General features: G+C 62.7%; 22 protein-coding genes. 16 read left to right on the top strand and 6 right to left on the bottom strand.

The features are described from left to right. Positions 1-38 precede the first annotated feature (38 nt). On the top strand, positions 39-1,343 hold the full coding sequence (gene guaD, locus OEG79_RS08290) for a guanine deaminase (RefSeq protein WP_264148293.1): 1,305 nt from the start codon (positions 39-41) through the stop codon (positions 1,341-1,343). A gap of 182 nt (positions 1,344-1,525) precedes the next feature. Here guaD and OEG79_RS08285 read toward each other — a convergent pair whose 3' ends face one another. Next, positions 1,526-2,293, bottom strand: coding sequence for a GntR family transcriptional regulator (locus tag OEG79_RS08285; RefSeq protein WP_061242525.1), 768 nt, complete (start codon positions 2,291-2,293; stop codon positions 1,526-1,528). A gap of 591 nt (positions 2,294-2,884) precedes the next feature. Between OEG79_RS08285 and OEG79_RS08280 the strand changes: the two genes are divergently transcribed. Continuing rightward, positions 2,885-4,225, top strand: coding sequence for an NCS2 family permease (locus OEG79_RS08280; protein WP_264148292.1), 1,341 nt, complete (start codon positions 2,885-2,887; stop codon positions 4,223-4,225). 315 nt (positions 4,226-4,540) lie between these two features. On the opposite strand, the gene uraH is transcribed toward OEG79_RS08280, so the two are convergent. Next, a complete protein-coding gene (gene uraH, locus OEG79_RS08275; protein ID WP_264148291.1) occupies positions 4,541-4,894 on the bottom strand; it encodes a hydroxyisourate hydrolase in 354 nt (117 codons plus the stop codon). A 401-nt stretch (positions 4,895-5,295) separates the two neighbouring features. Here uraH and puuE point away from each other — a divergent pair, with 401 nt between their 5' ends. The 7 genes from puuE (at position 5,296) to OEG79_RS08240 (ending at position 13,305) form a co-directional block, all read left to right on the top strand. After that, entirely contained in the window at positions 5,296-6,237 is a 942-nt protein-coding gene (gene puuE / locus OEG79_RS08270) for an allantoinase PuuE (RefSeq protein WP_264148290.1), read from the top strand. Then, positions 6,234-6,749 carry a 2-oxo-4-hydroxy-4-carboxy-5-ureidoimidazoline decarboxylase gene (gene uraD, locus OEG79_RS08265; RefSeq protein ID WP_264148289.1) on the top strand — a complete coding sequence of 172 codons (516 nt, stop codon included), beginning with the start codon at positions 6,234-6,236 and terminating at the stop codon, positions 6,747-6,749. Before puuE ends, uraD begins: the two co-directional genes overlap by 4 nt. A gap of 39 nt (positions 6,750-6,788) precedes the next feature. After that, on the top strand, positions 6,789-7,292 hold the full coding sequence (locus tag OEG79_RS08260) for an ureidoglycolate lyase (RefSeq protein WP_264148288.1): 504 nt from the start codon (positions 6,789-6,791) through the stop codon (positions 7,290-7,292). Between the two features lie 47 nt (positions 7,293-7,339). Then, the gene (locus tag OEG79_RS08255) at positions 7,340-8,644 is read left to right on the top strand and encodes a urate hydroxylase PuuD (protein WP_264148287.1); all 1,305 of its coding nucleotides are present in this window, start codon (positions 7,340-7,342) and stop codon (positions 8,642-8,644) included. A gap of 233 nt (positions 8,645-8,877) precedes the next feature. Beyond that, positions 8,878-10,392, top strand: coding sequence for a nucleobase:cation symporter-2 family protein (locus OEG79_RS08250; RefSeq protein ID WP_413247530.1), 1,515 nt, complete (start codon positions 8,878-8,880; stop codon positions 10,390-10,392). A gap of 85 nt (positions 10,393-10,477) precedes the next feature. After that, positions 10,478-11,338, top strand: coding sequence for an outer membrane protein OmpK (locus OEG79_RS08245; protein WP_264148285.1), 861 nt, complete (start codon positions 10,478-10,480; stop codon positions 11,336-11,338). 500 nt (positions 11,339-11,838) lie between these two features. Continuing rightward, positions 11,839-13,305, top strand: coding sequence for an NCS1 family nucleobase:cation symporter-1 (locus OEG79_RS08240; RefSeq protein WP_264148284.1), 1,467 nt, complete (start codon positions 11,839-11,841; stop codon positions 13,303-13,305). Between the two features lie 4 nt (positions 13,306-13,309). On the opposite strand, the gene OEG79_RS08235 is transcribed toward OEG79_RS08240, so the two are convergent. Beyond that, the gene (locus OEG79_RS08235) at positions 13,310-14,149 is read right to left on the bottom strand and encodes a substrate-binding periplasmic protein (protein ID WP_264148283.1); all 840 of its coding nucleotides are present in this window, start codon (positions 14,147-14,149) and stop codon (positions 13,310-13,312) included. A gap of 42 nt (positions 14,150-14,191) precedes the next feature. After that, a complete protein-coding gene (moaA, locus tag OEG79_RS08230) occupies positions 14,192-15,187 on the bottom strand; it encodes a GTP 3',8-cyclase MoaA (protein WP_264148282.1) in 996 nt (331 codons plus the stop codon). Positions 15,188-15,401: 214 nt separating this feature from the next. On the opposite strand from moaA, the gene OEG79_RS08225 reads away from it, so the two are divergent. Continuing rightward, the gene (locus OEG79_RS08225) at positions 15,402-16,046 is read left to right on the top strand and encodes a TetR/AcrR family transcriptional regulator (RefSeq protein ID WP_264148281.1); all 645 of its coding nucleotides are present in this window, start codon (positions 15,402-15,404) and stop codon (positions 16,044-16,046) included. Positions 16,047-16,168: 122 nt separating this feature from the next. On the opposite strand, the gene OEG79_RS08220 is transcribed toward OEG79_RS08225, so the two are convergent. Next, complete coding sequence (locus OEG79_RS08220; RefSeq protein WP_264148280.1) at positions 16,169-16,603, bottom strand: GlcG/HbpS family heme-binding protein; 435 nt, start codon at positions 16,601-16,603, stop codon at positions 16,169-16,171. A gap of 182 nt (positions 16,604-16,785) precedes the next feature. Beyond that, the gene (locus tag OEG79_RS08215) at positions 16,786-17,700 is read right to left on the bottom strand and encodes a LysR family transcriptional regulator (protein WP_264148279.1); all 915 of its coding nucleotides are present in this window, start codon (positions 17,698-17,700) and stop codon (positions 16,786-16,788) included. Positions 17,701-17,811: 111 nt separating this feature from the next. Between OEG79_RS08215 and gcl the strand changes: the two genes are divergently transcribed. From gcl to OEG79_RS08185, 6 genes are all read left to right on the top strand, one after another. Next, positions 17,812-19,587: a glyoxylate carboligase gene (gene gcl, locus OEG79_RS08210; RefSeq protein ID WP_264148278.1), complete on the top strand. Its 1,776-nt coding sequence runs from the start codon at positions 17,812-17,814 to the stop codon at positions 19,585-19,587. 116 nt (positions 19,588-19,703) lie between these two features. Then, the gene (gene hyi / locus OEG79_RS08205) at positions 19,704-20,486 is read left to right on the top strand and encodes a hydroxypyruvate isomerase (protein ID WP_264148277.1); all 783 of its coding nucleotides are present in this window, start codon (positions 19,704-19,706) and stop codon (positions 20,484-20,486) included. A gap of 26 nt (positions 20,487-20,512) precedes the next feature. Then, a complete protein-coding gene (locus OEG79_RS08200) occupies positions 20,513-21,403 on the top strand; it encodes a 2-hydroxy-3-oxopropionate reductase (RefSeq protein WP_264148276.1) in 891 nt (296 codons plus the stop codon). Positions 21,404-21,587: 184 nt separating this feature from the next. Beyond that, positions 21,588-22,862, top strand: coding sequence for a glycerate kinase (locus OEG79_RS08195; protein WP_264148275.1), 1,275 nt, complete (start codon positions 21,588-21,590; stop codon positions 22,860-22,862). Next, positions 22,859-24,274 carry a pyruvate kinase gene (pyk, locus tag OEG79_RS08190; RefSeq protein WP_264148274.1) on the top strand — a complete coding sequence of 472 codons (1,416 nt, stop codon included), beginning with the start codon at positions 22,859-22,861 and terminating at the stop codon, positions 24,272-24,274. Before OEG79_RS08195 ends, pyk begins: the two co-directional genes overlap by 4 nt. A gap of 223 nt (positions 24,275-24,497) precedes the next feature. Further along, the gene (locus OEG79_RS08185; protein ID WP_264148273.1) at positions 24,498-25,451 is read left to right on the top strand and encodes an urea transporter; all 954 of its coding nucleotides are present in this window, start codon (positions 24,498-24,500) and stop codon (positions 25,449-25,451) included. The last annotated feature ends 37 nt before the right edge of the window (positions 25,452-25,488 follow it).

Genomic DNA, 25,488 nt, shown 5'->3' with positions numbered 1-25,488 from the left:
CGATGCGCATAGCGCATCCTACGCATGAGATTGGAACAATGAGCAACACCTGCAAAGCCTACCGCGCCGCCATCCTGCACAGCCTCGCCGACCCGGCCGTCGTCGGCGTCGAGCAGTCCTACCAGTATTTCGAGGACGGCATCCTGCTGATCGAGAACGGCAAGGTCGCCGAGGTCGGTGCGGCTTCGGACTTGCTGCCCAAGCTGGCGGGCGTCGAGGTCGAGCACTACCGTGACGCGCTAATCACCCCCGGTTTCATCGACACCCACATCCACTACCCGCAGACCGGCATGATCGCCTCCTACGGCGAACAGCTGCTGGATTGGCTCAACACCTACACCTTCCCGACCGAGCGCCAGTTCGAAGACAAGGCGCACGCCAGCGACGTAGCGGCGATCTTCCTCAAGGAGCTGCTGCGCAACGGCACTACCACTGCCCTGGTATTCGGCACGGTGCACCCGCAGTCGGTGGACGCCTTCTTCGAGCAGGCAGACAGACTCAACCTGCGCATGATCGCCGGCAAGGTGCTGATGGACCGTAACGCCCCGGACTACCTGACCGACACCGCCGAAAGCGGTTACGCCGAGAGCAAGGCACTGATCGAACGCTGGCACGGCAAGGGTCGCCTGCATTACGCCGTCACCCCGCGCTTCGCCCCGACCAGTACGCCGGAGCAACTCGAGCTGGCGGGCAAGCTGCTGGGTGAGTATCCGGACCTGTACATGCACACGCACCTGTCCGAAAACCGTAAGGAAATCGAATGGGTCAAGGAGCTGTTCCCCGAGCGCAAGGGCTATCTCGACGTCTACGATCACCACAAGCTGATCGGCCCACGCGCGGTGTTCGCCCACGGTGTGCACCTGTGCGACGACGAGTGCAAGCGCCTGGCGGAAACCGGCTCGGCAGTGGCCTTCTGCCCGACCTCCAACCTGTTCCTCGGCAGCGGCCTGTTTGACCTGAACAAGCTGGAGCAACACGGTGTGCGCGTCGGCCTGGGCACGGATGTGGGCGCCGGCACCAGTTTCAGCCAGCTGCAGTCGCTCAACGAGGCGTACAAGGTGATGCAGCTGCAGGGCAAGAAGCTCGACCCGTTCAAGTCGCTGTACCTGGCGACCCTGGGCGGTGCCAACGCGCTGTATCTGGACGACAGGCTGGGCAACTTCCTGCCCGGCAAGGACGCCGACTTCGTGGTGCTCGACTACAACGCCACGCCGCTTATGGGCTACCGCATGCAGCAGGCCAGGACTCTGGAAGAGCGCCTGTTCGCCCTGACCATGCTCGGCGATGACCGCACGGTGAAGGAAACCTTCGCGGCTGGTGTATCGGTGCATCAGCGCGACTGAAATCGATCATCTGCGCGCCCTGGTAGGAGCGGATTGATCCGCGATCAGGGCGTAGGCAAGGCTCGACAGCATCGCGAATGAATTCGCTCCTACCCAAGCGTGCCTCACCTCGGCCAGATCGTCGCCACAACGAAAAAGCCCCGATGCGCGAACATCGGGGCTTTTTCATGACACGCAGTCGGTCAGCGATTGGCGGCGCTGCGGCCCGGCTTCTTCTTGGTCTGCAACAGGTGCGAGAACACTGCGTGCAGATCGTCCGAGGCACTTTCCTCGTCCAGGTTCAGCTTGCTGTCGATGTGATCCATGTGATGCATCATCAACTGCACCGCACGCTCGGCATCGCGCGCCTCGATGGCATCGATCAACTGGTTGTGCTCGTCGTAGGAACAGTGCGAGCGGCTGCCGCTTTCGTATTGGGCAATGATCAGCGAGGTCTGCGACACCAGGCTGCGCTGGAAGCTCACCAGCGGCGCATTGCGCGCAGCCTCGGCCAGTTTCAGGTGAAACTCGCCGGACAGACGGATACCAGCGCCACGATCGCCACGGGAGAAGCTGTCCTGCTCGTCCTTGACCATCTGCCGCAGCTCGGCCAGCTGTTCGGCGGTGGCATGCTCGACGGCCAGCTCGGTGATGGCTCGCTCAACCAGGCGGCGCGCGTAGAAGATCTGCCGGGCTTCGTCGACGCTCGGGCTGGCCACTACCGCCCCGCGATTCGGTCGCAGCAGCACCACCCCTTCATGGGCCAGGCGCGACAGGGCGCGACGAATGATGGTGCGACTGACGCCGAAGATCTCGCCCAACGCCTCTTCACTCAGCTTGGTGCCTGGTGCCAGGCGCTGCTCAAGAATGGCATCGAAGATATGGGCATATACGACATCGTCCTGAGTCCCGCTGCGGCTGCTTTTGCCCGCACGCGGCTGCTTCTTAAGAGGCTGCAATTGATCGTTCATTCTGGCTCGCGTCAATGAGAGTCGGCGACAGTGCGACTCTACTGTGTTCTACCCGGTAGCTGACAAGCACCGAGCGAAAAACATCAGAAAAGAATTGGGACAATTGTACACAAATCAAACAGCCATCACACCAATCACTGCATGACATCACACGCTGGCTACTGGCGGTTCAATGCCCGGGACAGGGTTCAGCGCAACAAATCCTTTCCTTATATATAGCTGCCTTCTCAGTTCATTAGCAGATAAGGGCTTCGAAAGGCTGGCAACCCGGTATTCCTGCCCCTGACCTCACAAGACGCGCCACATTCATATCCCGTTGTTTTTAAAGGAATTAAATAGGCTCTCCTGCGAATTGTCGCCAAATACGCTCTGATTGGCAGCAGCATGGGCGACTGGTGCGATTAACGCAACATTAAAAACATTAATTGCATTTTTTGTATACAACATCATAATCGCGCCTGAGTGACTTCTTGACCGCTCGGTCAATAACTTAGCCAGGAAGCACCATCGAAAACACCGCCTGCCTCAGAGAGCCCAGCCTTGCGCAACGCTCTGGGCGGTACACAACAAGAGAGATGAGGAGTACCCGCTGTGGAAAGCGTCAAACAAGAACAACACGCGAATCAACTGGCAAGAGGCGGCCTGCTCGACCGCTTCTTCAAACTGACCGAGCACCGCACCACCATCAAGACCGAGCTGCTGGCCGGCCTGACGACCTTCGTCACCATGGCCTACATCATCTTCGTCAACCCCAACATCATGGCCGGCGCCGGCATCGATCACGGCGCCGCCTTCGTCGCGACCTGCATCGGCGCAGCCCTGGGCTGCTTCCTCATGGGTCTGTACGCCAACTGGCCGGTCGGCCTGGCGCCAGGGATGGGCCTGAACGCCTTCTTCACCTACACCGTTGTCGGTGAAATGGGCTACAGCTGGCAGATCGCTCTGGGCGCAGTATTCATCTCCGGCGTGCTGTTCATGTTCATGAGCCTGTCGAAGATCCGTGAATGGCTGCTCAACAGCATTCCGATGAGTCTGCGCTTCGCCATGGGCGCCGGGGTCGGCCTGTTCCTAGGCCTGATCGGTCTGAAAACCGCCGGCATCGTCGTCGACAGCCCGGCCACCCTGCTGACCATGGGCTCGTTCGGCAATCCTACTGCGCTGCTCGCCGCCGTCTGCTTCCTGCTGATCGCCGTGCTCAGCCACCGCAACGTGTTTGGCGCCATCCTGTTCAGCATGCTCGGCGTGACAGCCATCGGCTGGGCCCTGGGTCTGGTGGAATACGGCGGCCTGGTATCGATGCCGCCGAGCCTGGCGCCGACCTTCCTGGCGATGGACATCGCCGGCGCCTTCAACGTGGCAATGATCAGCGTAATCCTGGCCTTCCTCTTCGTGAACATGTTCGACACCGCCGGCACTCTGATGGGCGTTGCCCACCGCGCCAACCTGGTGGATGAAGACGGCAAGATTCAGAACCTGTCCCGCGCGCTGAAAGCCGACTCCACTTCCAGTGTGGTGGGCGCGATGGTCGGCTGCCCACCGGTAACCAGCTACGTCGAAAGCGCAGCCGGCGTCGCTGCTGGTGGTCGCACCGGACTGACCGCCATCACCGTCGGCATCCTGTTCCTCGCCGCAATGTTCTTCGCACCGCTGGCCGGCATGATTCCCGCCTATGCCACCGCAGGTGCGCTGATCTACGTGGCGATGCTGATGATGAGCGGCATGGCGCACATCGACTGGAAGGATCACACCGACACCATTCCGGCCATCGTCACCGTGGTGATGATGCCGCTGACCTTCTCCATCGCCAACGGCATCGCCCTGGGCTTCCTCACCTACGCCACACTGAAACTGCTCACCGGCCAGGGTGACAAGGTGTCGCTGAGCCTGTACGCCCTGTGCATCATCTTCATCGCCAAGTTCGCCTTCCTCTGACGGCCAACAACCAGGTGCTGAGCGAAACCCCGGCCTTGTGCCGGGTTTTTTCGTTTGCCCCAGCAACGTCAGCCAGATTCATCCGCCGCAAACACGGCGCCGTCCCCGGATTGCGTCCGGGCTACGGGTCGCTCGTTAAGGTGCGCCATGCGCACCGGTACTGTTTCAACAGGCGCAACGAGTTGGAGCCGGCGCGCCTCCCCAGCAGGAACCCTGAAATGCAGGCGAAAAAAAAGCCCGCAGTGTGAGCGGGCATAGGGACTCAAACGAGTCTGAGGGTGACAAGCATTCGTCTGGCGGGTAACCCGCCCGTCATCAGCTACCGCGATAGGTAGAGTAGCTGTAGGGAGAAATCAGCAGTGGCACGTGGTAATGCTCCTGACCGGCATCGATACCGAAGCGCAGAACGACCACGTCGAGAAAGGCCGGTTCCGGCAGCTTCACGCCACGGGCGCGGTAGTAGTCGCCGGCATGGAAGTGCAGCTGATACACGCCCGTACGGTAGTCCTCGCCTTGCAGCACCGGCGCATCGCAACGGCCGTCGTGATTGGTGGTTACGCTGTTGATCAGCTCCAGCTGCGCGCCTTCGACGCGATACAGCTCGACCTTGATATCACTCCCTGGGCAGCCGTGAGCGGCATCCAGTACATGTGTTGTCAAACGTCCCATGGGTCTCGGATGCTCGTGGCGCGAGCGCCTGACGAACACCACACCTCCTCTACTCGGTTGAAATCGACTCGTCGCACTGCTGCGACGCTACGGCAGGATAGCATGCAGGTCGAATATAAAACATTTCTAGCCAGAATTGTACACAATAAAATCGACACCCTTGCCATTAACGCACCAAATCGGTTCACATCAGATTTCATCGAAAGCCCGCTATAACGCCTCTGTCAGGGTGAATTGCTGGCCACCCGGACAATTTTCACGCTCGGGCATATCGCGAAGAAAAGGATGAAAAGTCGATTTACAAACTCCCAACAACTTTGTATACAATTACTCGTCCCGGTCGCGTAGCCGTCGATTATCCGGCACGCAGTGACCGCAACGCTCCAGATAGGAAGACTGCAGTGAACGCTGATTACCCACGCGATCTGATCGGCTACGGCGCAAACCCGCCCCATCCGCACTGGCCGGGCGACGCCCGTATCGCCCTCTCCTTCGTGCTCAACTACGAGGAAGGCGGCGAACGCAACATCCTCCATGGGGACAAGGAATCCGAGGCGTTTCTTTCCGAGATGGTCGCCGCCCAGCCGCTGCAGGGCCAACGCAATCTGTGCATGGAGTCGCTCTACGAATACGGCAGCCGCGCCGGCGTATGGCGACTGCTCGACCTGTTCAAGAAGCACGACATTCCGCTGACCATCTTCGCCGTGGCCATGGCCGCCCAGCGTCACCCCGAAGTGATCAGGCAGATGGTCGCCGCCGGTCACGAGATCTGCAGCCACGGCTACCGCTGGATCGACTATCAGTACATGGACGAAGCCACCGAGCGTGAGCACATGTACGAGGCCATTCGCATTCTCACCGAGCTGACCGGCGAGCGCCCGCTGGGCTGGTACACCGGCCGCCTCGGCCCGAACACCCGTCGCATCGTGCGCGAGGAAGGCGGCTTCCTCTACGACTCCGACACCTACGATGACGACCTGCCCTACTGGGACCCGGCCAGCACGCCGGAAAAACCGCACCTGGTGATCCCCTACACCCTGGACACCAACGACATGCGCTTCACCCAGGTACAGGGCTTCAACAAGGGTGACGATTTCTTCGAATACCTCAAGGATGCCTTCGACGTGCTCTACGCCGAGGGCCAGGCCGGCGCACCGAAGATGCTGTCGATCGGCATGCACTGCCGCCTGCTCGGCCGCCCGGCTCGCCTGGCCTCACTGGCGCGCTTCATCGAGTATGTGAAGAGCCATGACAAGGTCTGGTGCGCCCGCCGCGTCGATATCGCCAGGCACTGGCACGCTACCCACCCCTTCCGCGCGACCGAACAAGAGAGCCGCCCATGAGCCGTTTTCAGACCCTCACCCCGTCCCAACTGAGCCGTGAAGCATTCGTCGCCGCCTTTGCCGACATTTACGAGCACTCGCCCTGGGTGGCCGAAAAGGCCTATGACCTCGGTGTGGACGCTTCGGTAGATGACATCGACGGCCTGCAGCAGCGCATGGCCGACATCCTCCTGTCGGCCAGCCACGAGCAACAGCTTGCGCTGATCAATGCTCACCCGGATCTTGCCGGCAAGGCCGCCGTGCGCGGCGAACTGACCGCCTCCAGCACCGCCGAACAATCCGGTGCCGGCATCCACGAATGCACCGCCGAGGAGTTCGCCCGCTTCACCGAACTCAACGACGCCTACAAGGCCAAGTTCGGCTTTCCGTTCATCAAGGCCGTCAAGGGCAGCAATCGCCACCAGATTCTGGCAGCCTTCGAGGAGCGCATTCACAACACGCCGGAGCAGGAATTCGCCACTGCGCTGGCCGAGATCAACAAGATTGCCCTCTTCCGCCTGCAGCAGATGTAACGCTGCAGCCCCCAATCGCACAGAACAAGTAGAACAACCATGCGCACCCTGACCATCGAGCCTCTGAGCAAAGAAGCCTTCGCCCCCTTCGGTGACGTGATCGAAACCGAGGGCAGCGAGTTTTTCATGATCAACAACGGCTCCACCCGCCGCTATCACAAGCTGGCCACCGTGGAGACCGCACAGCCGGAGGACAAGGCCATCATCAGCATCTTCAGCGCCGAAATGCTGGAAAGGCCGGTGACCATCCGCATGCTGGAACGCCATCCGCTGGGCAGCCAGGCTTTCATCCCGCTGCTCGGCAACCCCTTTCTGATCGTGGTCGCGCCACTTGGCGATGTACCTGTATCAGGGTCCGTCCGTGCCTTCCTCAGCAATGGCAGGCAGGGCGTCAATTACCATCGCGGCGTCTGGCACCATCCGGTGCTGACGATCGAAAAGCGGGATGACTTCCTGGTGGTTGATCGCAGTGGTTCCGGCAACAACTGCGATGAGCATTTCTTCAATGAGGACGAGTTCCTTCTCCTCAACCCCCACCAATAAGAGAAGCCCGGGGCTGGCGTGCCTCCCCCGGGGAAGAGGTACGAATCGTGGAAGCACATTTCACTGAATGGCTAAACCTGGGCATCCGCTGGATCCATATGATCACCGGTATCGCCTGGATCGGCGCATCCTTCTATTTCGTCTGGCTGGAGAACAACCTCAACCGTAGCAACCCTCGAGAGGGCCTGTCGGGCGACCTCTGGGCCATTCACGGCGGCGGTATCTACCACCTGGAAAAATACAAGCTGGCTCCGCCGAAGATGCCGGAGAACCTGCACTGGTTCAAATGGGAGGCCTACTTCACCTGGCTGTCGGGCGTCGCCCTGCTGCTGGTGGTGTATTACCTCAACCCCAGCCTGTATCTGGTCAAGCCGGGCGTGGATCTGGCACCCGCTGCAGCCATCGCCATCGGCCTCGGCTCCATGGCGGTCAGCTATGTGATCTACCACTTCCTCTGCGATTCGCCACTAGGCAAGCGTACCGCCCTGCTCGGCGCCGTACTGTTCGTCCTGATTATCGCGGCGGCCTACGGCTTCAGCCAGATATTCAGTGGTCGCGCGGCCTACATCCACGTCGGCGCCATCATCGGCACCATCATGGTCGGCAACGTGTTCTTCACCATCATGCCGGCCCAGCGCGCACTGGTTAAGGCGATCGAAACCAACACCACGCCTGATCCGCTGCTGCCGGCCAAGGGCCTGCTGCGTTCGCGCCACAACAACTACTTCACCCTGCCGGTGCTGTTCATCATGATCAGCAACCACTTCCCGAGCACCTACGGCAGTCAGTACAACTGGCTGATCCTCGCCGGTATCGCGATCCTGGCCGTGCTGGTCCGTCATTACTTCAACACCCGTCATGACAGCAGTAAGTACGTCTGGACCCTGCCGGCCGCGGCGCTGGGCATGATCTGCCTGGCTTACGTCACCTCCCCGGCGCACCGTGCACCTGCCGCAGCCCCGGTGGCAGCCGTCGAGCAGCCGGCCAGCAGCAGCCCGAACACCGTCGAGCAGGCTGAAGCCGCAGCCCCGGCCGAGCAGACCGCCGATGCGCAAGGCGCGCAAGGCGCACCAGCCGCCAACGCCGGCGCCAGTGACTTCGCCAAGGTCGAAAGCGTGATTCACGAGCGCTGCACCGTGTGCCACTCGGCCAGCCCGACCAGCCCGATGTTCAGCGCTGCCCCGGCCGGCCTGATGCTCGACACCCCCGAGCAGATGAAGGCGCAGGCTGCGAAGATCCACGCGCAGACCGTGGCCTCGCAGATCATGCCGCTGGGCAACATCACCCAGATGACCCAGGACGAACGCGACCTGATCGGCAGCTGGATTGCCGAGGGCGCCCAGATCAACTGATTGCCACACATGTCGCGCCCATGCCGGGTGCGGCATCTTTTTACACCCATGAACCGCCGGCAGCGCGAGCTGACCGGCGGTTCATTTTTTGTGCACAATCCAGAAATAAATTGTTTTTAACCATGTCCACAAGTTGCTATAGTCGGGACATCCCGACCGACTAGACAGGTTTCTGCCGGACAGGACAGAGGTGCCGTGAAGCCTCGTGCAAGCCCATGACCGTATAAAAACAAATGGCAGGCTCTGACATGACCACAGACAGCAACACCCAAGCTCCGGCTACGCCCGTCGTCAACAACGACCTGATCTACCAGCTGGACGACACCCCAGCTTTCGCCCCTGCCATCTTCGCGGCGCTGCAGCATGTGCTGGCCAGCTTCGTCGGCATCATCACCCCCACTCTGATCGTCGGCAGCGCTCTGGGCCTCGGCGCCCACGTACCCTATCTGGTGAGCATGGCGCTGTTCGTCTCCGGCCTCGGCACATTCGTCCAGGCCAAACGAATCGGCCCGATCGGCTCCGGCCTGCTTTGCCTGCAGGGCACCAGTTTCGGCTTTCTCAGCGTGGTGCTCAGCGCCGGGTTCATCGCCAAGGGCCGGGGTGCCAGCGAGGAGGAAATACTCGCCACGCTGTTCGGTATCTGCTTCTGCGCGGCCTTCGTCGAGATTACCTTCAGCCAGTTCATCAACAAGCTGCGCAAGGTCGTCACCCCGGTGGTGACCGGCACCATCATCTGCCTGATGGGCCTATCGCTGATCAAGGTCGGCATGACCGACCTGGCCGGCGGCTACGGCGCAGCCGATCTCGGCGCACTGCATCATCTGGCCCTCGGCGGCCTGGTGCTGGGCACCATCGTCGTGCTCAACCGCGCCTCATCGCAGGTACTGCGCCTTTCGGCGGTGATAATCGGCCTGACCCTGGGCTTCGCCGTTGCCTGGCTCACCGGCCGAGTGGACTTCGCCGACATGGCCGCAGTGCCTCTGATCAGCGTTCCGCAACCGTTCAAGTACGGTTTCGGGTTCGACTGGATCGCTTTCGTGCCGATCGCCGTGATCTTCCTGGTCACCCCGCTGGAAACCGCCGGCGACCTGACAGCCAACTCGATCATCTCCAGGCAGCCGGTCAAGGGTCCGCTGTACATGCGCAGGATCAAGTCCGGAGTACTGGCCGACGGCTGCAACTCGGCGGTGGCGGCCATGTTCAACAGCCTGCCGATGACCACCTTCAGCCAGAACAACGGGGTGATCCAGCTCACCGGCGTGGCCAGCCGCCACGTGGCCTTCTACATCGCCGGCATCCTGGTCCTGCTCGGCCTGTTTCCGGTGGTCGGCGCGGTGCTGCAGCTGATGCCCAAGCCGGTACTCGGCGGTGCCACCCTGATCATGTTCGGCACCGTTGCGGTGGCCGGCATCAAGATTCTCAGCGAAGCCGGTCTGCACCGCCGCAACGTGCTGATCGTGGCCATTTCCCTGGGCCTGGGCCTGGGTGTGGCCGGCGTGCCGGATGTGCTCTCGCACATGCCGGATGTGCTGAAGAACATCTTCGGCTCACCGATCACCATCGGAGCCTTCAGCGCCATCGTGCTGAACATTTTCCTGCCAGACGAGCAGCAGGAAGTGGAAGAGGACGACTACGATCCCGAGGCGCACCTGCACACCGTGCTGCAGAACCGCCAGGACGACGATAGCGTCGACAACAGTCTCAAGACTTTGAGCCGCGACCTTACCCCGGACGCGCGCACCAGCTGACAAACCCCAACAGCAACCTCCATCCGCTCCCGGCAGCCCGCTGCCGGGAGGCACCTGCTTGCACCTCAAAAAACAAGGACAATTCATGAAACTCAAGCATCTGCCTCACTGCCTGGCCCTCTCTGCCGGACTGTTTTCCGGTCAGCAAGCGCTCGCCGGCGACCTGCTCTACTGGCAGGACAACAGCCTGTCGTACCTGTATGGCGAGAACTTCCAGCGCATGAACTTCAATGGCGAAGAACAGCGCACCCAGACCACCTTCACCTTCGAGCACGCCAGCGGTTGGGCCTGGGGCGACATCTTCTACTTCCTCGACTACATCCGCGCCGATAACGTGCAGACACGCGGCAGCTTCGACAACGGCACCTTCCGCCAGCACGACAAGGACTCCTTCTACTACATGGAGTTCTCGCCACGCGTGAGCCTGAGCTGGCTGACAGGGCAGAAGCTCGCAGCCGGCCCGATCAAGGACGTGTTCGCCGCATTCACCTATGAGAAAGGCAACGGCGGTCCGGGACCGGAGAACTACCTGTACGGCATCGGCCTGGACTGGGAAGTCCCGGGTTTCAGCTACTTCAAGACCAACCTGTATCAGGTGAAGATCAACAACCACACCTTCTTCGCCGACGCGGGCAGCAACGGCTACGCCACCCAGCTCACCGTCAGCGCGGCGTATCCGTTCAGCCTGGGCGATCAGGACTTCGTGATCGACGGCTTCCTCGACTGGCGCTCGCCGTCCCGCGACGCCGGCACCCAGACCTCGGTCGGCTCCTCGATTCAGGTCAAGTGGGATGCCGGCAAGGCGCTGTTCGGCAAGGAGCGTCAGCTCTATGTCGGTACCGAGATCAACATGTGGCGTGCCAAGTACGGCGTGAAACCGGTGGATGGTTCGGGCGACCGCTTCGATCAGACTGCGGTGCAGGCACTGGTCAAGTATCACTTCTGACCACTACGCAATGAATCTGAGCGCCGTCGGGTAGAGACGGCGGCCAGGCAGAAAGGGGGACGGGCGCTCGCGCCCTCCCCCTTTTCTTCGCCCTGTCGAAATGCCCGCCCCGGGAAAGACTGAAGAAGGCAGCGCTCTGCGCATTCATATGTGGCCTGAGCGGCCGCACCAATCCAGCACACTGAAGCAGATCCGGCACTGCCTCGGTGCACCAGCGGATGCCTGAAAGAGACCTTTCGACCAATGCAGCACAATCACACAATTGACCGCAAGGTCAAGTTTTTGAGCACAAAAAATCAATTTTTTGTGTGCAATTTGTACAAAAGTCATATTCAACAACGGATTTTATGTGTACAAGACAAACAGGTTCCTACCGAAACACTGTTGGAATGGCTGTATACATGGAATCAGTCACGCAACGAATACAAAACCGGAACGGAACCTGCAGACAAATCTCCTCATAGGTCGCCGCGGCGCAATAACAAAACTGGGAGCTGTCCATGTCCACCACCGAAGACTTTCGCATCAAGAACATCGCCCCCTCGCTACACAACGAGGACCTCGCTCCCCTGGCTCCCGAGAAACGCACCTGGGGCTGGTTCGAGATTTTCAACGTCTGGTCGAACGACATTCAAAGCCTATTCGGCTACACCCTGGCGGCGACGCTGTTCATTTCCTACGGTCTCAATGGCTGGGCGGTACTGGCGGGCATCGTTCTCGCCGGGGTCATCGTCATGGGCCTGGTGCAACTGACCGGCAAACCCAGCGTCAAGTACGGCATCCCCTTCCCGGTGTTCGCCCGCGCCAGTATGGGCGTGCGCGGCGCCAACTTCCCCGCCCTGGTGCGTGGCATCGTCGCCATCTTCTGGTACGGCGTGCAGACCTACTTCGCCTCCACGGCAGTGGCCCTGTTGCTCAACTCTGTGCTGGAACCGCAGAACCCGGCGGTCTATATGGGGCTGACCGCCATCGGCTGGCTGTCCTACGTGATCGTCTGTCTGTTCCAGGTGATGCTGTTCGTCTGCGGCATGAGCTGGATCACCCGCTTCCTCAACTGGGCCGGCCCTCTGGTCTACGTGGTGATGATCGCGCTGATGGGGCTGATCTGGTACAAGGCCGGCCCGAGCCTGCTCAGCGAACTGGGCAACATCTTCAGTGGCACAGGCGAGTACAAGGCCGGGCCGGTGGCGGCATTCTTCGCAGTGGTGGGCACCATGGTCGCCTACTTCGCCGCGGTGGTGATCAACTACGGCGACTTCGCCCGCTTCGTCAAAAGCGAAAGGCAGATGACCATCGGCAACTTCCTCGGTCTGCCGGTAAGCCTGGCGCTCTTCTCGCTGATCGCGCTGGTGATCACCGCCGGCACCGTGGTGGTATTCGGCGAGACGCTGACCAATCCGACCGACATCGTCGCACGCGTCGACAACCTGACCCTGACCATCATCGCCGCGCTGACCTTCTTCGCCGCGACCGTGGGCATCAACCTGGTGGCCAACTTCATCCCGCCAGCCTATGACCTGGCGAACCTGGCGCCGGCGCATATCAGCGCCCGCACTGGTGGTTTCATCACCGCCGGTATCGCCTTCTTCATCGGCGCACTGTGGGTAGCCTTCATCAGCAGCGTCGGCATCGCCGCCTTCGTCGACACCCTGGGTGCCGTGCTCGCGCCGCTGTACGGCATCATCGTCGCCGACTATTACCTGGTGCGTCGGCGCAAGCTCGACCTGCAGCAGCTGTTCAGCGCCGAGGTCGGCTCGACCTACTATTTCAATGGCGGTTGGAACCGCAAGGCGATGATTGCCTTCGCCATCGCCTCGATGTTCTCCGTCGCCTCGGTCTGGGTGCCAACCCTGAGCCAACTGTCAGGCTATGCCTGGCTGCTCGGCGCCCTGCTTGGCGCAGTGCTGCACTATGGTCTGATGCACGGCCAGGCGCGGGCACTGAAGCACGCCGATGCCACCAGCTGAAGCTTCATAGTGACGACGAAGCCGGCGCCTGTGCGCCGGCTTTGTCTTTCTGGCGCTCAAGAAAATCCACCTTCCACTGCTCGACGCCCATGTACTCGCTGTCCAGATTGGCCTCGACGCGATGACTCGCCTTGAGCGCGGCCACCTGGGCAGCACGCTCGGCAAGAAACTGATCGAAGCGGGCGATCAGTTGTGGATGGCGCAGGCTCGACAGGTGAAAGCTACCGCGCGTGTGCGGCAGGCTGGAGTCGAACACCAGCGCACCGGGACGCGCACGGATGTTGTCCAGATAATGCGTCGCCACCACCACATTGAAATAGGCGCCATCGGTTTCCTGCTTCAGAGCCTGGCGAATCATCTGGCGCAGGTCCTCGCTGTAACTCAGGCGGATCTGCCCGCTGTCGATCGGCTGTTCGTAGCCACGCGGCGTCCAGCCCTGCACCATCGCCAGGCGGTGAATGCCCTCCAGCGGCTGGCCCTGACGCTGCGGCGCCACCAGCACGCCATCGACGTAATCGACCACGGCCTGACTGTAATGCAGCCTCATGCCGGCCTTCTGCGCACCAGCCCACTGAGGGCTATCGGGATACTTGAAGTCGATCTCGCCCCGCTGCAGAGCCGGCAGCAGCTGATCCACCGGCAACGCCTTGTAGCTCAGGCTGACGCCGCTGTCGGCGGCGAAGGCATCCAGGATCTCACGTGCGAAGCCGCGGTATTGCCCATCGGCATCAAGGCTGTAATGCGGCGCGAACGGCAGGTCCTCGACACCGACCACGTAGGTTTGGGCCAAGGCACTGGGACTCAGTAGAACGGCAGATAGCAGACACAGTCGTACGGGCTTCATGCAGAGCCTCCTTATTGTTGTTCTGGAAATTCGAAGACGGATCTATCCGCCGGTCACGCTCATGAAGCGCACCACCTGGACCTGCTCATCAGTTGCGAAGTGGTGCCGCTCGGGCTTCAGGCGCAGCGCCTCGACCAGTGCCTGGCGCAGGCGCTCGCCGTCACCGGGATGAGCGCGCAGGAGACGCCTGAGATCCAGCGCGTTGTCATGACCAAGGCAGAGCACCAGCTTGCCCTCGGCGGTAACCCGCACACGATTGCAGTCGCCGCAGAAGTTGTGACTGTGCGGCGAGATGAAGCCGACTCGAGTGTCGCTTCCAACCACCTGCCAGTAGCGCGAAGGACCACCGGTTACCGCACTGCTGCGCACCAACGCATGGCGCTGCTCGATACGCTGGCGCACCTCATCGCTGGAGCAGAACGTCTGCTCGCGGCTATGACTGACCACGGTGCCCAGCGGCATTTCCTCGATGAAGCTGATATCCAGGCCACGATCGATGGCGAACTCGACCAGATCCAGCACCTCGTCATCGTTGCGCCCGCTCTGTACCACGCTATTGAGCTTGATCCGCTCGAAACCGGCGGCACGCGCCGCGTCGATACCGGCCAGCACCCCATCCAGCTTGTCGCGACGGGTGAAGGCAGCGAAGCGCTCGCGCTGCAGGGAGTCCAGGCTGATGTTCAGGCGACGCACACCGGCCGCACGCAATTGCGGCGCCAGCTCGGTGAGCTGCGAACCGTTGGTGGTGATGGCCAGGTCATCCAGCTCGTCACGCGCACCCAGACGCTGCACCAGACTCAGGAGGTTCTTGCGTACCAGCGGCTCGCCGCCGGTGATGCGAATGCGCCGCACGCCCAGCCCGATAAAGGCATCGGCGACACTATAGAGTTCTTCCAGGGTGAGAATCTGCGCACGCGGGGCGAACTGCATGTCTTCGCTCATGCAGTAGGTGCAGCGAAAATCGCAGCGATCGGTCACCGACAAACGCAGGTAGGTGATGCGTCGACCGAAAGGATCGACGAGTTGGCTGGTACTCACGGTGGGTCTCCTGCAGCGTCGCGCGCCGAGACTTTTTGTTATGGATATCGCTGTGCGGGATAAGAACAGAAAAGCGATTTCCTGTACACAAAAATTTGACCCGAAAGTCAGTTAATCGCTGCGCAGCCCATGGTCACTGGCTTGAGCCTCGCGCAAAGCCGGTGCTACCATGCCCGACCGCCGCGCCCGGCGGCAGAGGAAAACACAGGGCCTTATGACCAGCATTCGCGAGCGCAACAAAGAGCTCATCCTGCGCGCAGCCAGCGAGGAGTTCGCCGAAAAGGGCTTCGCCGCCACCAAGACCAGCGACATCGCGGCCAAGGCAGGCTTGCCCAAGCCGAACGTGTACTACTACTTCAAGTCCAAGGAAAACCTCTATCGCGAGGTCCTGGAGAGCATCATCGAGCCCTTGCTGGCCGCCTCTGCCCCCTTCAACCAGCCGGGCCACCCGAGTGAAGTGCTGACCGCCTACATCCGCTCGAAGATTCGCATCTCCCGCGATCTGCCACATGCCTCCAAGGTGTTCGCCAGCGAGATCATGCATGGTGCGCCGCACCTGTCGCAGGAACAGACCGAGCAGCTCAACGCCCAGGCCAGACACAACGTCGCCTGTATCCAGCGCTGGATCGATCAGGAGCTGATGGCCAAGGTCGACCCCCATCACCTGCTGTTCAGCATCTGGGCCGCGACCCAGACCTACGCCGACTTCGACTGGCAGATCTCCACCGTCACCGGCAAGGCCAACCTGGACGACGCCGACTACGAAGCCGCCGCGCAGACCATCATCCGCTTGGTACTCAAGGGTTGCGACGTCAACCCGATGCCCTCGCCGGCATCCGAACTGGTGACCAGCGCCTGACCTCCGGTTCGCCGCGACCTGACATCAGGCCCCGCCGAGACTCAGGGCCGTAACCCGGATCAGATCCGGGACAGCCCTGCCTGGAGCGCATCTGGTAATGCAGCTACTGCGCTCCACCCAGCCTAGACGCCCGCGTCCGCCTTCAGACCCAGCGACTCCAGCGCACTGACCGCGCACTGCTCATCGATGTCCGAGGTATCGCCGGTGATGCCAACGGCACCGATCACCTCACCCTGCGCGTCACGAATCAACACCCCACCCGGCGCCGGCACCAGACTGCCCTGGGCCAGGTTGTTCACCGCACCGATAAAGGCCGGGCGCTGCTGTGCATCCGCAGCGATCTGGCGTGAGCCCTTGCCCAGCGCCAGTGCCCCCCAGGCCTTGCCGATGGCGATCTGCGGGCGCAGCAGGCTGGCACCATCTTCGCGTTGCAGACTGATCAGATGCCCACCGGCATCCAGCACCGCCACCGTCAGCGGCGCGGCGCGAAGCTCACGCCCAACGGCGAGAGCGTTATGGGTGATGCTCACCGCAGTGGCCAGATTGATAGCGTTCATAAGGAATCTCCGAAACCGATGAGGAAGTCGTCGCATGCACCGTCGACTGCGTGCGACATGGAAAAGCGCCTTATGCAATAGCCGAACACAAGGATTGTTGCAACACAAAAAGAACAAAAATACGAAGAAATGTACACAATAAATAATCTTGTTAATTACAAGACAAGTATCGAATAAACAACTCAACTCCCTCGCGTTTCCCAGTACCCCGGCGCGTTGTAGATGTCCTTCAGATAGTCGATGAAAAAGCGCACCTTGGCCGGCAAATAACGCTGCTGCGGGTAGACCGCCTGGATGTCGTAAGCGGGGATCTCGTAGTCATCCAGCACGGTCACCAGCTCACCGGCCTTTAGCTCCGCCTGGATTTCCCAGGTCGAGCGCCAACCGATGCCCAGCCCCTGCTTGACCCAGTCGTAGAGCAGTTCCCCGTCATTGCAATCGAGGTTGCCGGCCACCTTCACCGCTACCTGGCGACCGTCGCGCAGGAAGGTCCAGCCGCGCTGTTGACCGCCCTGCAGGTTGAACGCCAGGCAGTTGTGCCGCGCCAGGTCTTCGAGGGTGCGTGGTACGCCATGCAGTTCGAAGTAACTGGGCGCGCCGCAGACCACACGGCGATTGGGGAAGAGCTTGACCGCAACGTAGTTGGGATCGGTCACCTCACCGATACGGATGCCCATGTCGTAACCCTGCCGCACCAGGTCGACCAGGCTGTCGGTGAAGTTGAACGACAGCTTCAGGTCCGGGTAGCGCTTGAGGAACGCCGGCGCATGCGGCGCGATATGCCGCCTGCCGAACGCGGCCGGCGCCGACACCACCAGATGGCCGCGCACCGAGCGCCCGCCACGGGCCACGCTGGCGTCGGCCTCGTCGAACTCCTTGAGCAGGCTGCGGGCGCGTTCGAGGTACTGCTCGCCGAGATCGGTCAACTGCAGGCCGCGTGTGGAGCGGTGCATCAGCTTGACACCCAGGTGACGCTCCAGCGCATCCAGACGGCGCCCCATGACCACCGGTGTGACACCTTCGCTGAGCGCAGCGGCTGCGAAGCTGCCGTTGTCGGCCACCAGAACGAAACTGCGAATGAGGGTATGACGGTCCATTCGGTACTCCAAGTATCGACAGAACTGAAGTATCCAACAATTCCGTCGCCCCGGTACAGCAGTCATCCTTGCTCCCAAGAAGAAAAACCACTGACTCGGAGAACAATGGTCATGGCCAGAATGAGAGCAATCGAGGCAGCCGTACTGGTGATGCGTCGCGAAGGCGTGGATACTGCGTTCGGCGTCCCCGGCGCTGCCATCAACCCCCTGTATGCCGCGCTGAAGAAACTCGGCGGCATCGATCACGTCCTGGCCCGTCACGTCGAAGGCGCTTCGCACATGGCCGAGGGCTACACCCGTACCAACGCCGGCAATATCGGCGTGTGCATCGGCACCTCGGGTCCGGCAGGCACCGACATGGTCACCGGCCTGTACTCCGCCTCCGCCGACTCCATTCCGATCCTCTGCATCACCGGTCAGGCACCGCGTGCTCGCATGCACAAGGAAGATTTCCAGGCGGTCGACATCACCAGCATCGTCGGCCCGGTCACCAAGTGGGCGACCACCGTGATGGAACCCGGCCAGGTGCCGCGTGCGTTCCAGCGTGCCTTCCATGAAATGCGCAGCGGCCGCCCGGGCCCGGTGCTGATCGACCTGCCGTTCGACGTGCAGATGGCGGAAATCGAGTTCGATATCGATGCCTACGAACCGCTGCCGGTGGCCAAGCCGAGCACCAGCCGCGTCCAGGCCGAAAAAGCCATCGCCATGCTCAACGACGCCGAGCGCCCGCTGCTGGTGGCCGGTGGCGGCATCTTCAACGCCAATGCGGCGGACAAGCTGGTCGAATTCGCCGAACTGACCGGCGTACCGGTTGTACCGACGCTGATGGGCTGGGGGGCGATCCCTGACGACCACCGTCTGATGGTCGGCATGGTCGGCCTGCAGACCTCGCATCGCTACGGCAACGCCACCCTGCTCGCTTCCGACCTGGTGTTCGGCATCGGCAACCGCTGGGCCAACCGCCACACCGGTTCGGTCGACGTCTATACCGAAGGCCGCAAGTTCATCCACGTCGACATCGAGCCGACGCAGATTGGCCGCGTGTTCAACCCGGACCTGGGCATCGTTTCCGACGCCGGCAGTGCGCTGGACGCCTTCCTCGAGGTGGCTCGCGAGTGGAAAGCCGCCGGCAAGCTGAAGGACCGCAGCGCCTGGGTCGAGTCCTGCCGCGAGCGCAAGCGCACCCTGCAGCGCAAGACCCACTTCGACAACGTGCCGGCCAAGCCGCAGCGCGTATACGAGGAAATGAACGAGGCCTTCGGCAAGGACACCTGCTACGTCAGCACCATCGGTCTGTCGCAGATCGCCGGCGCGCAATTCCTGCATGTGTACAAGCCGCGCCACTGGATCAACTGCGGCCAGGCCGGCCCGCTGGGCTGGACCATTCCCGCAGCCCTCGGTGTGGTCAAGGCCGACCCGAATCGCAACGTGGTGGCGCTGTCCGGCGACTACGACTTCCAGTTCATGATCGAGGAGCTGGCTGTCGGTGCGCAGTTCAACCTGCCGTACATCCACGTGCTGGTGAACAACTCCTACCTGGGCCTGATCCGTCAGGCACAGCGTGGCTTCGACATCGATTACTGCGTGCAGCTGGCATTCGAGAACATCAATGCGCCGGAACTCAATGGTTATGGCGTCGACCACATGGCCGTGGTCGAGGGCCTGGGCTGCAAGGCAATCCGCGTGTTCGACCCGAACGAACTGCAGAACGCCTTCGCCGAAGCCAAGCGCCTGATGGCCGAGCACCGCGTGCCGGTTGTGGTGGAGATCATCCTGGAGCGTGTCACCAACATCTCCATGGGCACCGAGATCAACGCCATCAACGAATTCGAGGAACTGGCCGAGCGCGGCGTTGACGCCCCGACTGCCATCTCGCTGCTCGACTGATCCGTAGGGTGCGCTGTGCACACGGCGCACCTACCCCGACGACGTAGCCCGGATGCAATCCGGGAATAGCGCAACACCCCGGATTGCATCCGGGCTACGAACATAGGAGCGACACCATGCCCCGTTTTGCTGCCAACCTGTCCATGCTGTTCACCGAAGTGGACTTCCTGGACCGTTTTGCCGCCGCCGCCGAAGCCGGCTTCAGCGGTGTGGAATACCTCTTCCCCTATGACTTCCCGGTTGAGGAGATCAAGGCCCGCCTGGACGCCAATCAGCTCGAGCAGGTGCTGTTCAACCTGCCGGCCGGTGACTGGGGCAAGGGCGAGCGCGGCATCGCCTGCCACCCGGACCGCGTCGAGGAGTTCCGCGCCGGCGTCGACAAGGCCATCGCCTACGCCAAGGTGCTGGGCAACAAGCAGATCAACTGCCTGGCCGGCATCCGCCCGCAGGGTGTGGACTGCGCCACGGTGGAGAAGACCTTCATCGACAACCTGCGCTACGCCGCAGACAAGCTGGCCGGCGCCGGCATTCGCCTGGTGATGGAAGCGATCAACACTCGCGACATCCCCGGCTTCTACCTGAACAACACCCGTCAGGCGCTGGACATTCGCGACAAGGTCGGCAGCACCAACCTGTACCTGCAGTACGACATCTACCACATGCAGATCATGGAAGGTGACCTGGCCCGCACCATGGAAAACAACGTGGCAGCCATCAACCACGTGCAGCTGGCCGACAACCCGGGCCGCAACGAGCCGGGCACCGGCGAGATCAACTACCGCTTCCTCTTCGCCCACCTGGACCGTATCGGCTACCAGGGCTGGGTCGGCTGTGAATACAAGCCGGCAACCACCACCGCTGCCGGCCTCGGCTGGATGAAAGCGCACAACGCAATCTGAGCCCCACTCTTAAGGAGAGCTTACTCATGGCAAAAATCGGATTCATCGGCACCGGCATCATGGGCAAACCCATGGCGCAGAACCTGCAGAAAGCCGGTCACACCCTGTTCCTTTCCGAGCATCACGACCCGGCTCCGGCCGACCTCGTAGCCGCCGGGGCCATCGCGCTGGCCAACCCGCAGGAAGTCGCTCAGGAAGCCGAGTTCATCATCGTCATGGTGCCGGACACTCCGCAGGTCGAAGACGTGCTGTTCCGCGCCGATGGCGTTGCCAGCGGTGTTGGCAGCGGCAAGGTCGTTATCGACATGAGCTCGATCTCGCCGTCCGCGACCAAGGTTTTCGCCGACAAGATCAAGGCTACCGGCGCCGCCTATCTGGATGCTCCGGTATCCGGTGGTGAAGTGGGTGCCAAGGCCGCGACCCTGTCGATCATGGTCGGCGGTTGCCCGAACGCCTTCGAACGCGCCCTGCCGCTGTTCCAGGCCATGGGCAAGAACATCACCCGCGTCGGCGGCAATGGCGACGGCCAGACCGCCAAGGTGGCCAACCAGATCATCGTCGCGCTTAACATCCAGGCAGTGGCCGAAGCGCTGCTGTTTGCCGCCAAGAACGGTGCCGACCCGGCCAAGGTACGTGAAGCGCTTTCCGGTGGTTTCGCCGGCTCGAAGATCCTCGAAGTGCACGGAGAGCGCATGATCAAAGGCACCTTCGATCCGGGCTTCCGCATCAGCCTGCACCAGAAGGACCTCAACCTGGCGCTGTCCGGTGCCCGCGAGCTGGGCCTGAACCTGCCCAACACCGCCAATGCCCAGCAGGTCTTCAGCACCTGCGCGGCTCTCGGCGGCAGCGGCTGGGACCACTCTGCCCTGATCAAGGGCCTGGAGCATATGGCCAACTTCAATATCCGCGGCGAATGAATCGTCGCACACGGCGCACGGTAGGGTGCGTCGTGTGCACCGATAAGCCGGGCTTGCCCCGGCAACCTTTCGACCTTCCTGGCAGGAGGTGTCACGGCCCGATTGCCAGGTTGGTCGATTCCATTCCCCAGATGCTGCCGTGCGGCATCTGCGGACTGGAATCGATCTGCAAGAGACCACCACCATGACCTTCGACCCGCAAAGCCTGCTGCGCGACCTGTTCGCCACCGCCATCGCCGCTGCCCATCCGCGCCAGGTACTGGCCGATCACCTGCCTGCCGACCGCAGCGGGCGCGTCATCGTCATCGGCGCCGGCAAGGCCGCTGCAGCCATGGCCGAAGTGATCGAGCAACAGTGGCAGGGCGAGGTCAGCGGCCTGGTGGTGACGCGCTACGAGCACGGCGCCGATTGCCAGAAGATCGAAGTGGTGGAAGCTGCTCACCCGGTGCCGGACGATGCCGGCGAGCGCGTCGCCCGCCGCGTGCTGGAGCTGGTGTCGAACCTGTCCGCAGAAGACCGGGTGATCTTCCTGCTTTCTGGCGGCGGCTCCTCGCTGCTCGCCCTGCCGGCCGAAGGCATCAGCCTCCCGGACAAGCAGGCAATCAACAAGGCACTGCTCAAATCCGGCGCCACCATCGGCGAGATGAACTGCGTGCGCAAGCACCTATCGGCGATCAAGGGTGGCCGCCTGGCCAGAGCCTGCTGGCCGGCCACCGTATACACCTACGCCATCTCCGACGTGCCGGGCGACGAGGCCACGGTGATCGCTTCCGGTCCCACCGTCGCGGACCCGACCACCTCGGCCGAGGCCCTGGCGATTCTCGCCCGCTATGCAATCGACATCCCGGCCAACGTACGCGCCTGGCTCGAAGACCCGCGCTCGGAGACGGTCAAGCCGGGCGACCCGGTGCTGTCGCGCAGCCACTTCCAGCTGATCGCCACCCCGCAGCAGTCGCTCGACGCCGCCGCGGCCAAGGCCGAAGCCGCCGGCCTGCCGGTGCTGATTCTCGGTGATCTGGAAGGCGAGTCGCGTGACGTGGCCAAGGTGCATGCTGGCATCGCTCGCCAGGTGCAACTGCATGGCCAGCCGATCAAGCCCCCGTGCGTGATCCTCTCCGGCGGCGAAACCACCGTGACCGTGCGCGGCAACGGCCGCGGCGGACGCAACGCCGAGTTCCTCCTGAGCCTCACCGACAGCCTCAAGGGGCTGCCCGGCATCTATGCGCTGGCCGGGGACACCGACGGCATCGACGGCTCCGAAGACAACGCCGGCGCCATCATGACCCCCTACAGCTACGCCCGTGCCGGCATCAAGGGGCTGTCCTCCCGCGACGAACTGGACAACAACAACGGCTATGGCTACTTCGCCGCCCTCGACGAGTTGATCGTCACCGGGCCGACCCGTACCAACGTCAACGATTTCCGCGCCATTCTGATCCTTGAGAACCCTGCTCAATGAACGCCGACAAGAAAGTGAAGATCCTCGCCACCCTCGGGCCGGCGATCCGCGATGCCGCGCACATCCGCCAGCTGGTGGAAGCCGGGGTCAACCTGTTCCGCCTCAACTTCAGCCATGGCGAGCACGCCGACCATGCCCAGCGCTATCAGTGGGTGCGCGAGGTGGAGCGCGAGCTGAACCAGCCGATCGGCATCCTCATGGATCTGCAGGGGCCGAAGCTGCGCGTCGGCCGCTTCGCAGAGGGCAAGGTGCAACTGGTCAACGGCCAGAGCCTGCGTCTGGATCTGGACACCACTCCCGGTGATGCCAGCCGGGTCAACCTGCCCCACCCCGAGATCATCGAGGCCCTGCAACCGGGCATGAGCCTGCTGCTGGATGACGGCCGCCTGCGCCTGAAGGTGACCGCCAAGCAGGCCGACGCCGTGATCACCGAGGTAATCGCCGGCGGCGAGCTGTCCGACCGCAAGGGCGTCAACGTACCCGAAGCCGTGCTGCAGCTCTCCCCGCTGACCGAAAAGGATCGCCGCGACCTGGCCTTCGGCCTGGAACTGGGCGTCGACTGGGTGGCGCTGTCGTTCGTCCAGCGCCCCGAAGACATCGTCGAGGCCCGCGAACTGATCGGCGGCAAGGCCTTCCTCATGGCCAAGATCGAGAAGCCCTCGGCAGTCACCCACCTGGAAGAAATCGCCAGGCTGTGCGACGCCATAATGGTGGCGCGTGGCGACCTGGGCGTGGAAGTGCCGGCCGAGAACGTGCCGCGCATCCAGAAGGACATCGTGCGCACCTGCCGCCAGCTGGGCCGCCCAGTGGTGGTGGCCACGCAGATGCTCGAATCCATGCGTTTCTCCCCGGCACCGACCCGCGCCGAGGTCACCGACGTGGCCAACGCCGTGGCCGAAGGTGCCGATGCGGTAATGCTGTCGGCTGAAACCGCCTCCGGTGACTACCCGCTGGAAACCGTGCAGATGATGAGCAAGATCATTCGCCAGGTGGAAAACGGCCCGGATTACCAGAGCCAGCTCGACGTCGGTCGCCCGCAGGCCGAGGCCACTGCCAGCGACGCCATCAGCTGCGCCATCCGCCGTATCAGCTCGATCCTGCCGGTGGCGGCACTGGTCAACTACACGGAGTCCGGCGCCAGCAGCCTGCGCGCATCCCGTGAGCGTCCGAAAGCGCCGATCCTGAGCCTGACGCCGAGCCTGACCACGGCAAGGCGCCTGACCGTGGCCTGGGGTATCTACTCGGTGGTCAACGAGCGCCTGCGCAGGGTCGAGGAAGTCACCAGCACCGCACTGGAAATCGCCCAGGCCCAGGGCATGGCCCAGCGCGGTGAAACCGTGGTGATCACCGCCGGCGAACCCTTCGGCCAGCCCGGCAGCACCAACAGCCTGAGAATCGAAACGCTGCATTGAAACCCGTAGCCCGGATGAAATCCGAGGGGGACCTCCCCCGTCTCCCGGATTTCATCCGGACTCCACATCAAACCAGGCCCGCACACCAATCCGCTGGGCTTTACCCGAACGGCTCCCCCTCTCTCGTCTATAGGAGACGACTGCGCGGATGCAGGAGGTAGGGCGACACTGGATGCCAATACCGAGGAGCCGGGTGGGAGAGGGTTCTCCTGGCACCGACATCATGCCTTCACTAGCAACCACCCACCCTGCCCTGCAAAGCCTGCGCGCCCTGCTTTGCGGCTTCGCCCAGATATTTTTGCAACAGCACCCCGGCTGCGGCCTGCTGGTGCTAACCGCCATTCTTGTCGGCGCGCCCGACCTGCTGGCCGGCGCACTGCTCGGCGGCCTGGTCTCGACCCTGGTTGCGCAACGCCGTGGTTACCCGCCTGCGGACATCGCCATCGGCCTGTACGGCTACAACGGCATCCTGCTCGGCCTGCTCCTTAGCCTGAAGCTGCCATGGACGCCGCTGCTGCCGCTGCTGATCATTGCCAGTGCAGCCATTTCCAGCCTGCTTCTGGCGGCCTGGATGCGGCGCATGCGCCAGCATGGCTGGTTGCCTGCGTTCACCTTTCCCTTCGTGCTGCTTGGCTGGCTGTTGCTGGCACTGCTCGCCCGGCTGGATCTGCCGCCTGCGGCGCCCACCGCCCAGGCTGCAGCAACGCTGAACTTCACGGAGCTGCTGCTCGGCGTGCTGCGCGGCCTCGGCCAGGTCATCTTCCTCGACTCCCCCCTGGCCGGCCTGTGCCTGCTGATCGGCTTGCGCCTGGCTGACGGCCGGGCGGCGCTCTGGGCGCTGCTCGGCTCCAGCGGCGGACTGGCGCTGACGATGCTCAATGGCTGGCCCAGCGACGCCGCTCTGGCCGGTCTCTACGGCTACAACGCCAGCCTTGCCGCCATCGCCCTGGCCCAGGTGCATCGTTGCCCCCTGGTACCTGCCCTGGGCATTTTCCTCGCTCTGCTCCTGCAGCCCGGATTCAGCGCACTGGGCCTGCCGGCCCTGACCATGCCCTTCATCCTCGCCTGCTGGCTGGTCAGAGCCGGCGCGCACAGCTGGCAACAGGCGGTGCTGGACTGCGCGCAGCCTGCCGCCCGGCAGCGCAGACAGACACCCGGCTCCCCCCGCAAAGACTGAACTACCGCTGCGTTCGATGGGCTAATGGATATCAGCC

The organism is Pseudomonas sp. Z8(2022), from assembly GCF_025837155.1.
GTDB lineage: Bacteria > Pseudomonadota > Gammaproteobacteria > Pseudomonadales > Pseudomonadaceae > Aquipseudomonas.
The sequence above is the reverse complement of the archived record's forward strand: the minus strand, read 5'-3'. Positions and strand labels throughout refer to the sequence as shown.

Coding starts and splice junctions, on each gene's coding strand:
- guaD (WP_264148293.1), top strand. CDS start 39: ATGAGCAACACCTGCAAAGCCTACCGCGCCGCCATCCTGCACAGCCTC.
- OEG79_RS08285 (WP_061242525.1), bottom strand. CDS start 2,293: ATGAACGATCAATTGCAGCCTCTTAAGAAGCAGCCGCGTGCGGGCAAA.
- uraH (WP_264148291.1), bottom strand. CDS start 4,894: ATGGGACGTTTGACAACACATGTACTGGATGCCGCTCACGGCTGCCCA.
- uraD (WP_264148289.1), top strand. CDS start 6,234: ATGAGCCGTTTTCAGACCCTCACCCCGTCCCAACTGAGCCGTGAAGCA.
- OEG79_RS08260 (WP_264148288.1), top strand. CDS start 6,789: ATGCGCACCCTGACCATCGAGCCTCTGAGCAAAGAAGCCTTCGCCCCC.
- OEG79_RS08250 (WP_413247530.1), top strand. CDS start 8,878: ATGGCAGGCTCTGACATGACCACAGACAGCAACACCCAAGCTCCGGCT.
- OEG79_RS08245 (WP_264148285.1), top strand. CDS start 10,478: ATGAAACTCAAGCATCTGCCTCACTGCCTGGCCCTCTCTGCCGGACTG.
- OEG79_RS08240 (WP_264148284.1), top strand. CDS start 11,839: ATGTCCACCACCGAAGACTTTCGCATCAAGAACATCGCCCCCTCGCTA.
- OEG79_RS08235 (WP_264148283.1), bottom strand. CDS start 14,149: ATGAAGCCCGTACGACTGTGTCTGCTATCTGCCGTTCTACTGAGTCCC.
- OEG79_RS08225 (WP_264148281.1), top strand. CDS start 15,402: ATGACCAGCATTCGCGAGCGCAACAAAGAGCTCATCCTGCGCGCAGCC.
- OEG79_RS08220 (WP_264148280.1), bottom strand. CDS start 16,603: ATGAACGCTATCAATCTGGCCACTGCGGTGAGCATCACCCATAACGCT.
- OEG79_RS08215 (WP_264148279.1), bottom strand. CDS start 17,700: ATGGACCGTCATACCCTCATTCGCAGTTTCGTTCTGGTGGCCGACAAC.
- gcl (WP_264148278.1), top strand. CDS start 17,812: ATGGCCAGAATGAGAGCAATCGAGGCAGCCGTACTGGTGATGCGTCGC.
- hyi (WP_264148277.1), top strand. CDS start 19,704: ATGCCCCGTTTTGCTGCCAACCTGTCCATGCTGTTCACCGAAGTGGAC.
- OEG79_RS08200 (WP_264148276.1), top strand. CDS start 20,513: ATGGCAAAAATCGGATTCATCGGCACCGGCATCATGGGCAAACCCATG.
- OEG79_RS08195 (WP_264148275.1), top strand. CDS start 21,588: ATGACCTTCGACCCGCAAAGCCTGCTGCGCGACCTGTTCGCCACCGCC.
- pyk (WP_264148274.1), top strand. CDS start 22,859: ATGAACGCCGACAAGAAAGTGAAGATCCTCGCCACCCTCGGGCCGGCG.
- OEG79_RS08185 (WP_264148273.1), top strand. CDS start 24,498: ATGCCTTCACTAGCAACCACCCACCCTGCCCTGCAAAGCCTGCGCGCC.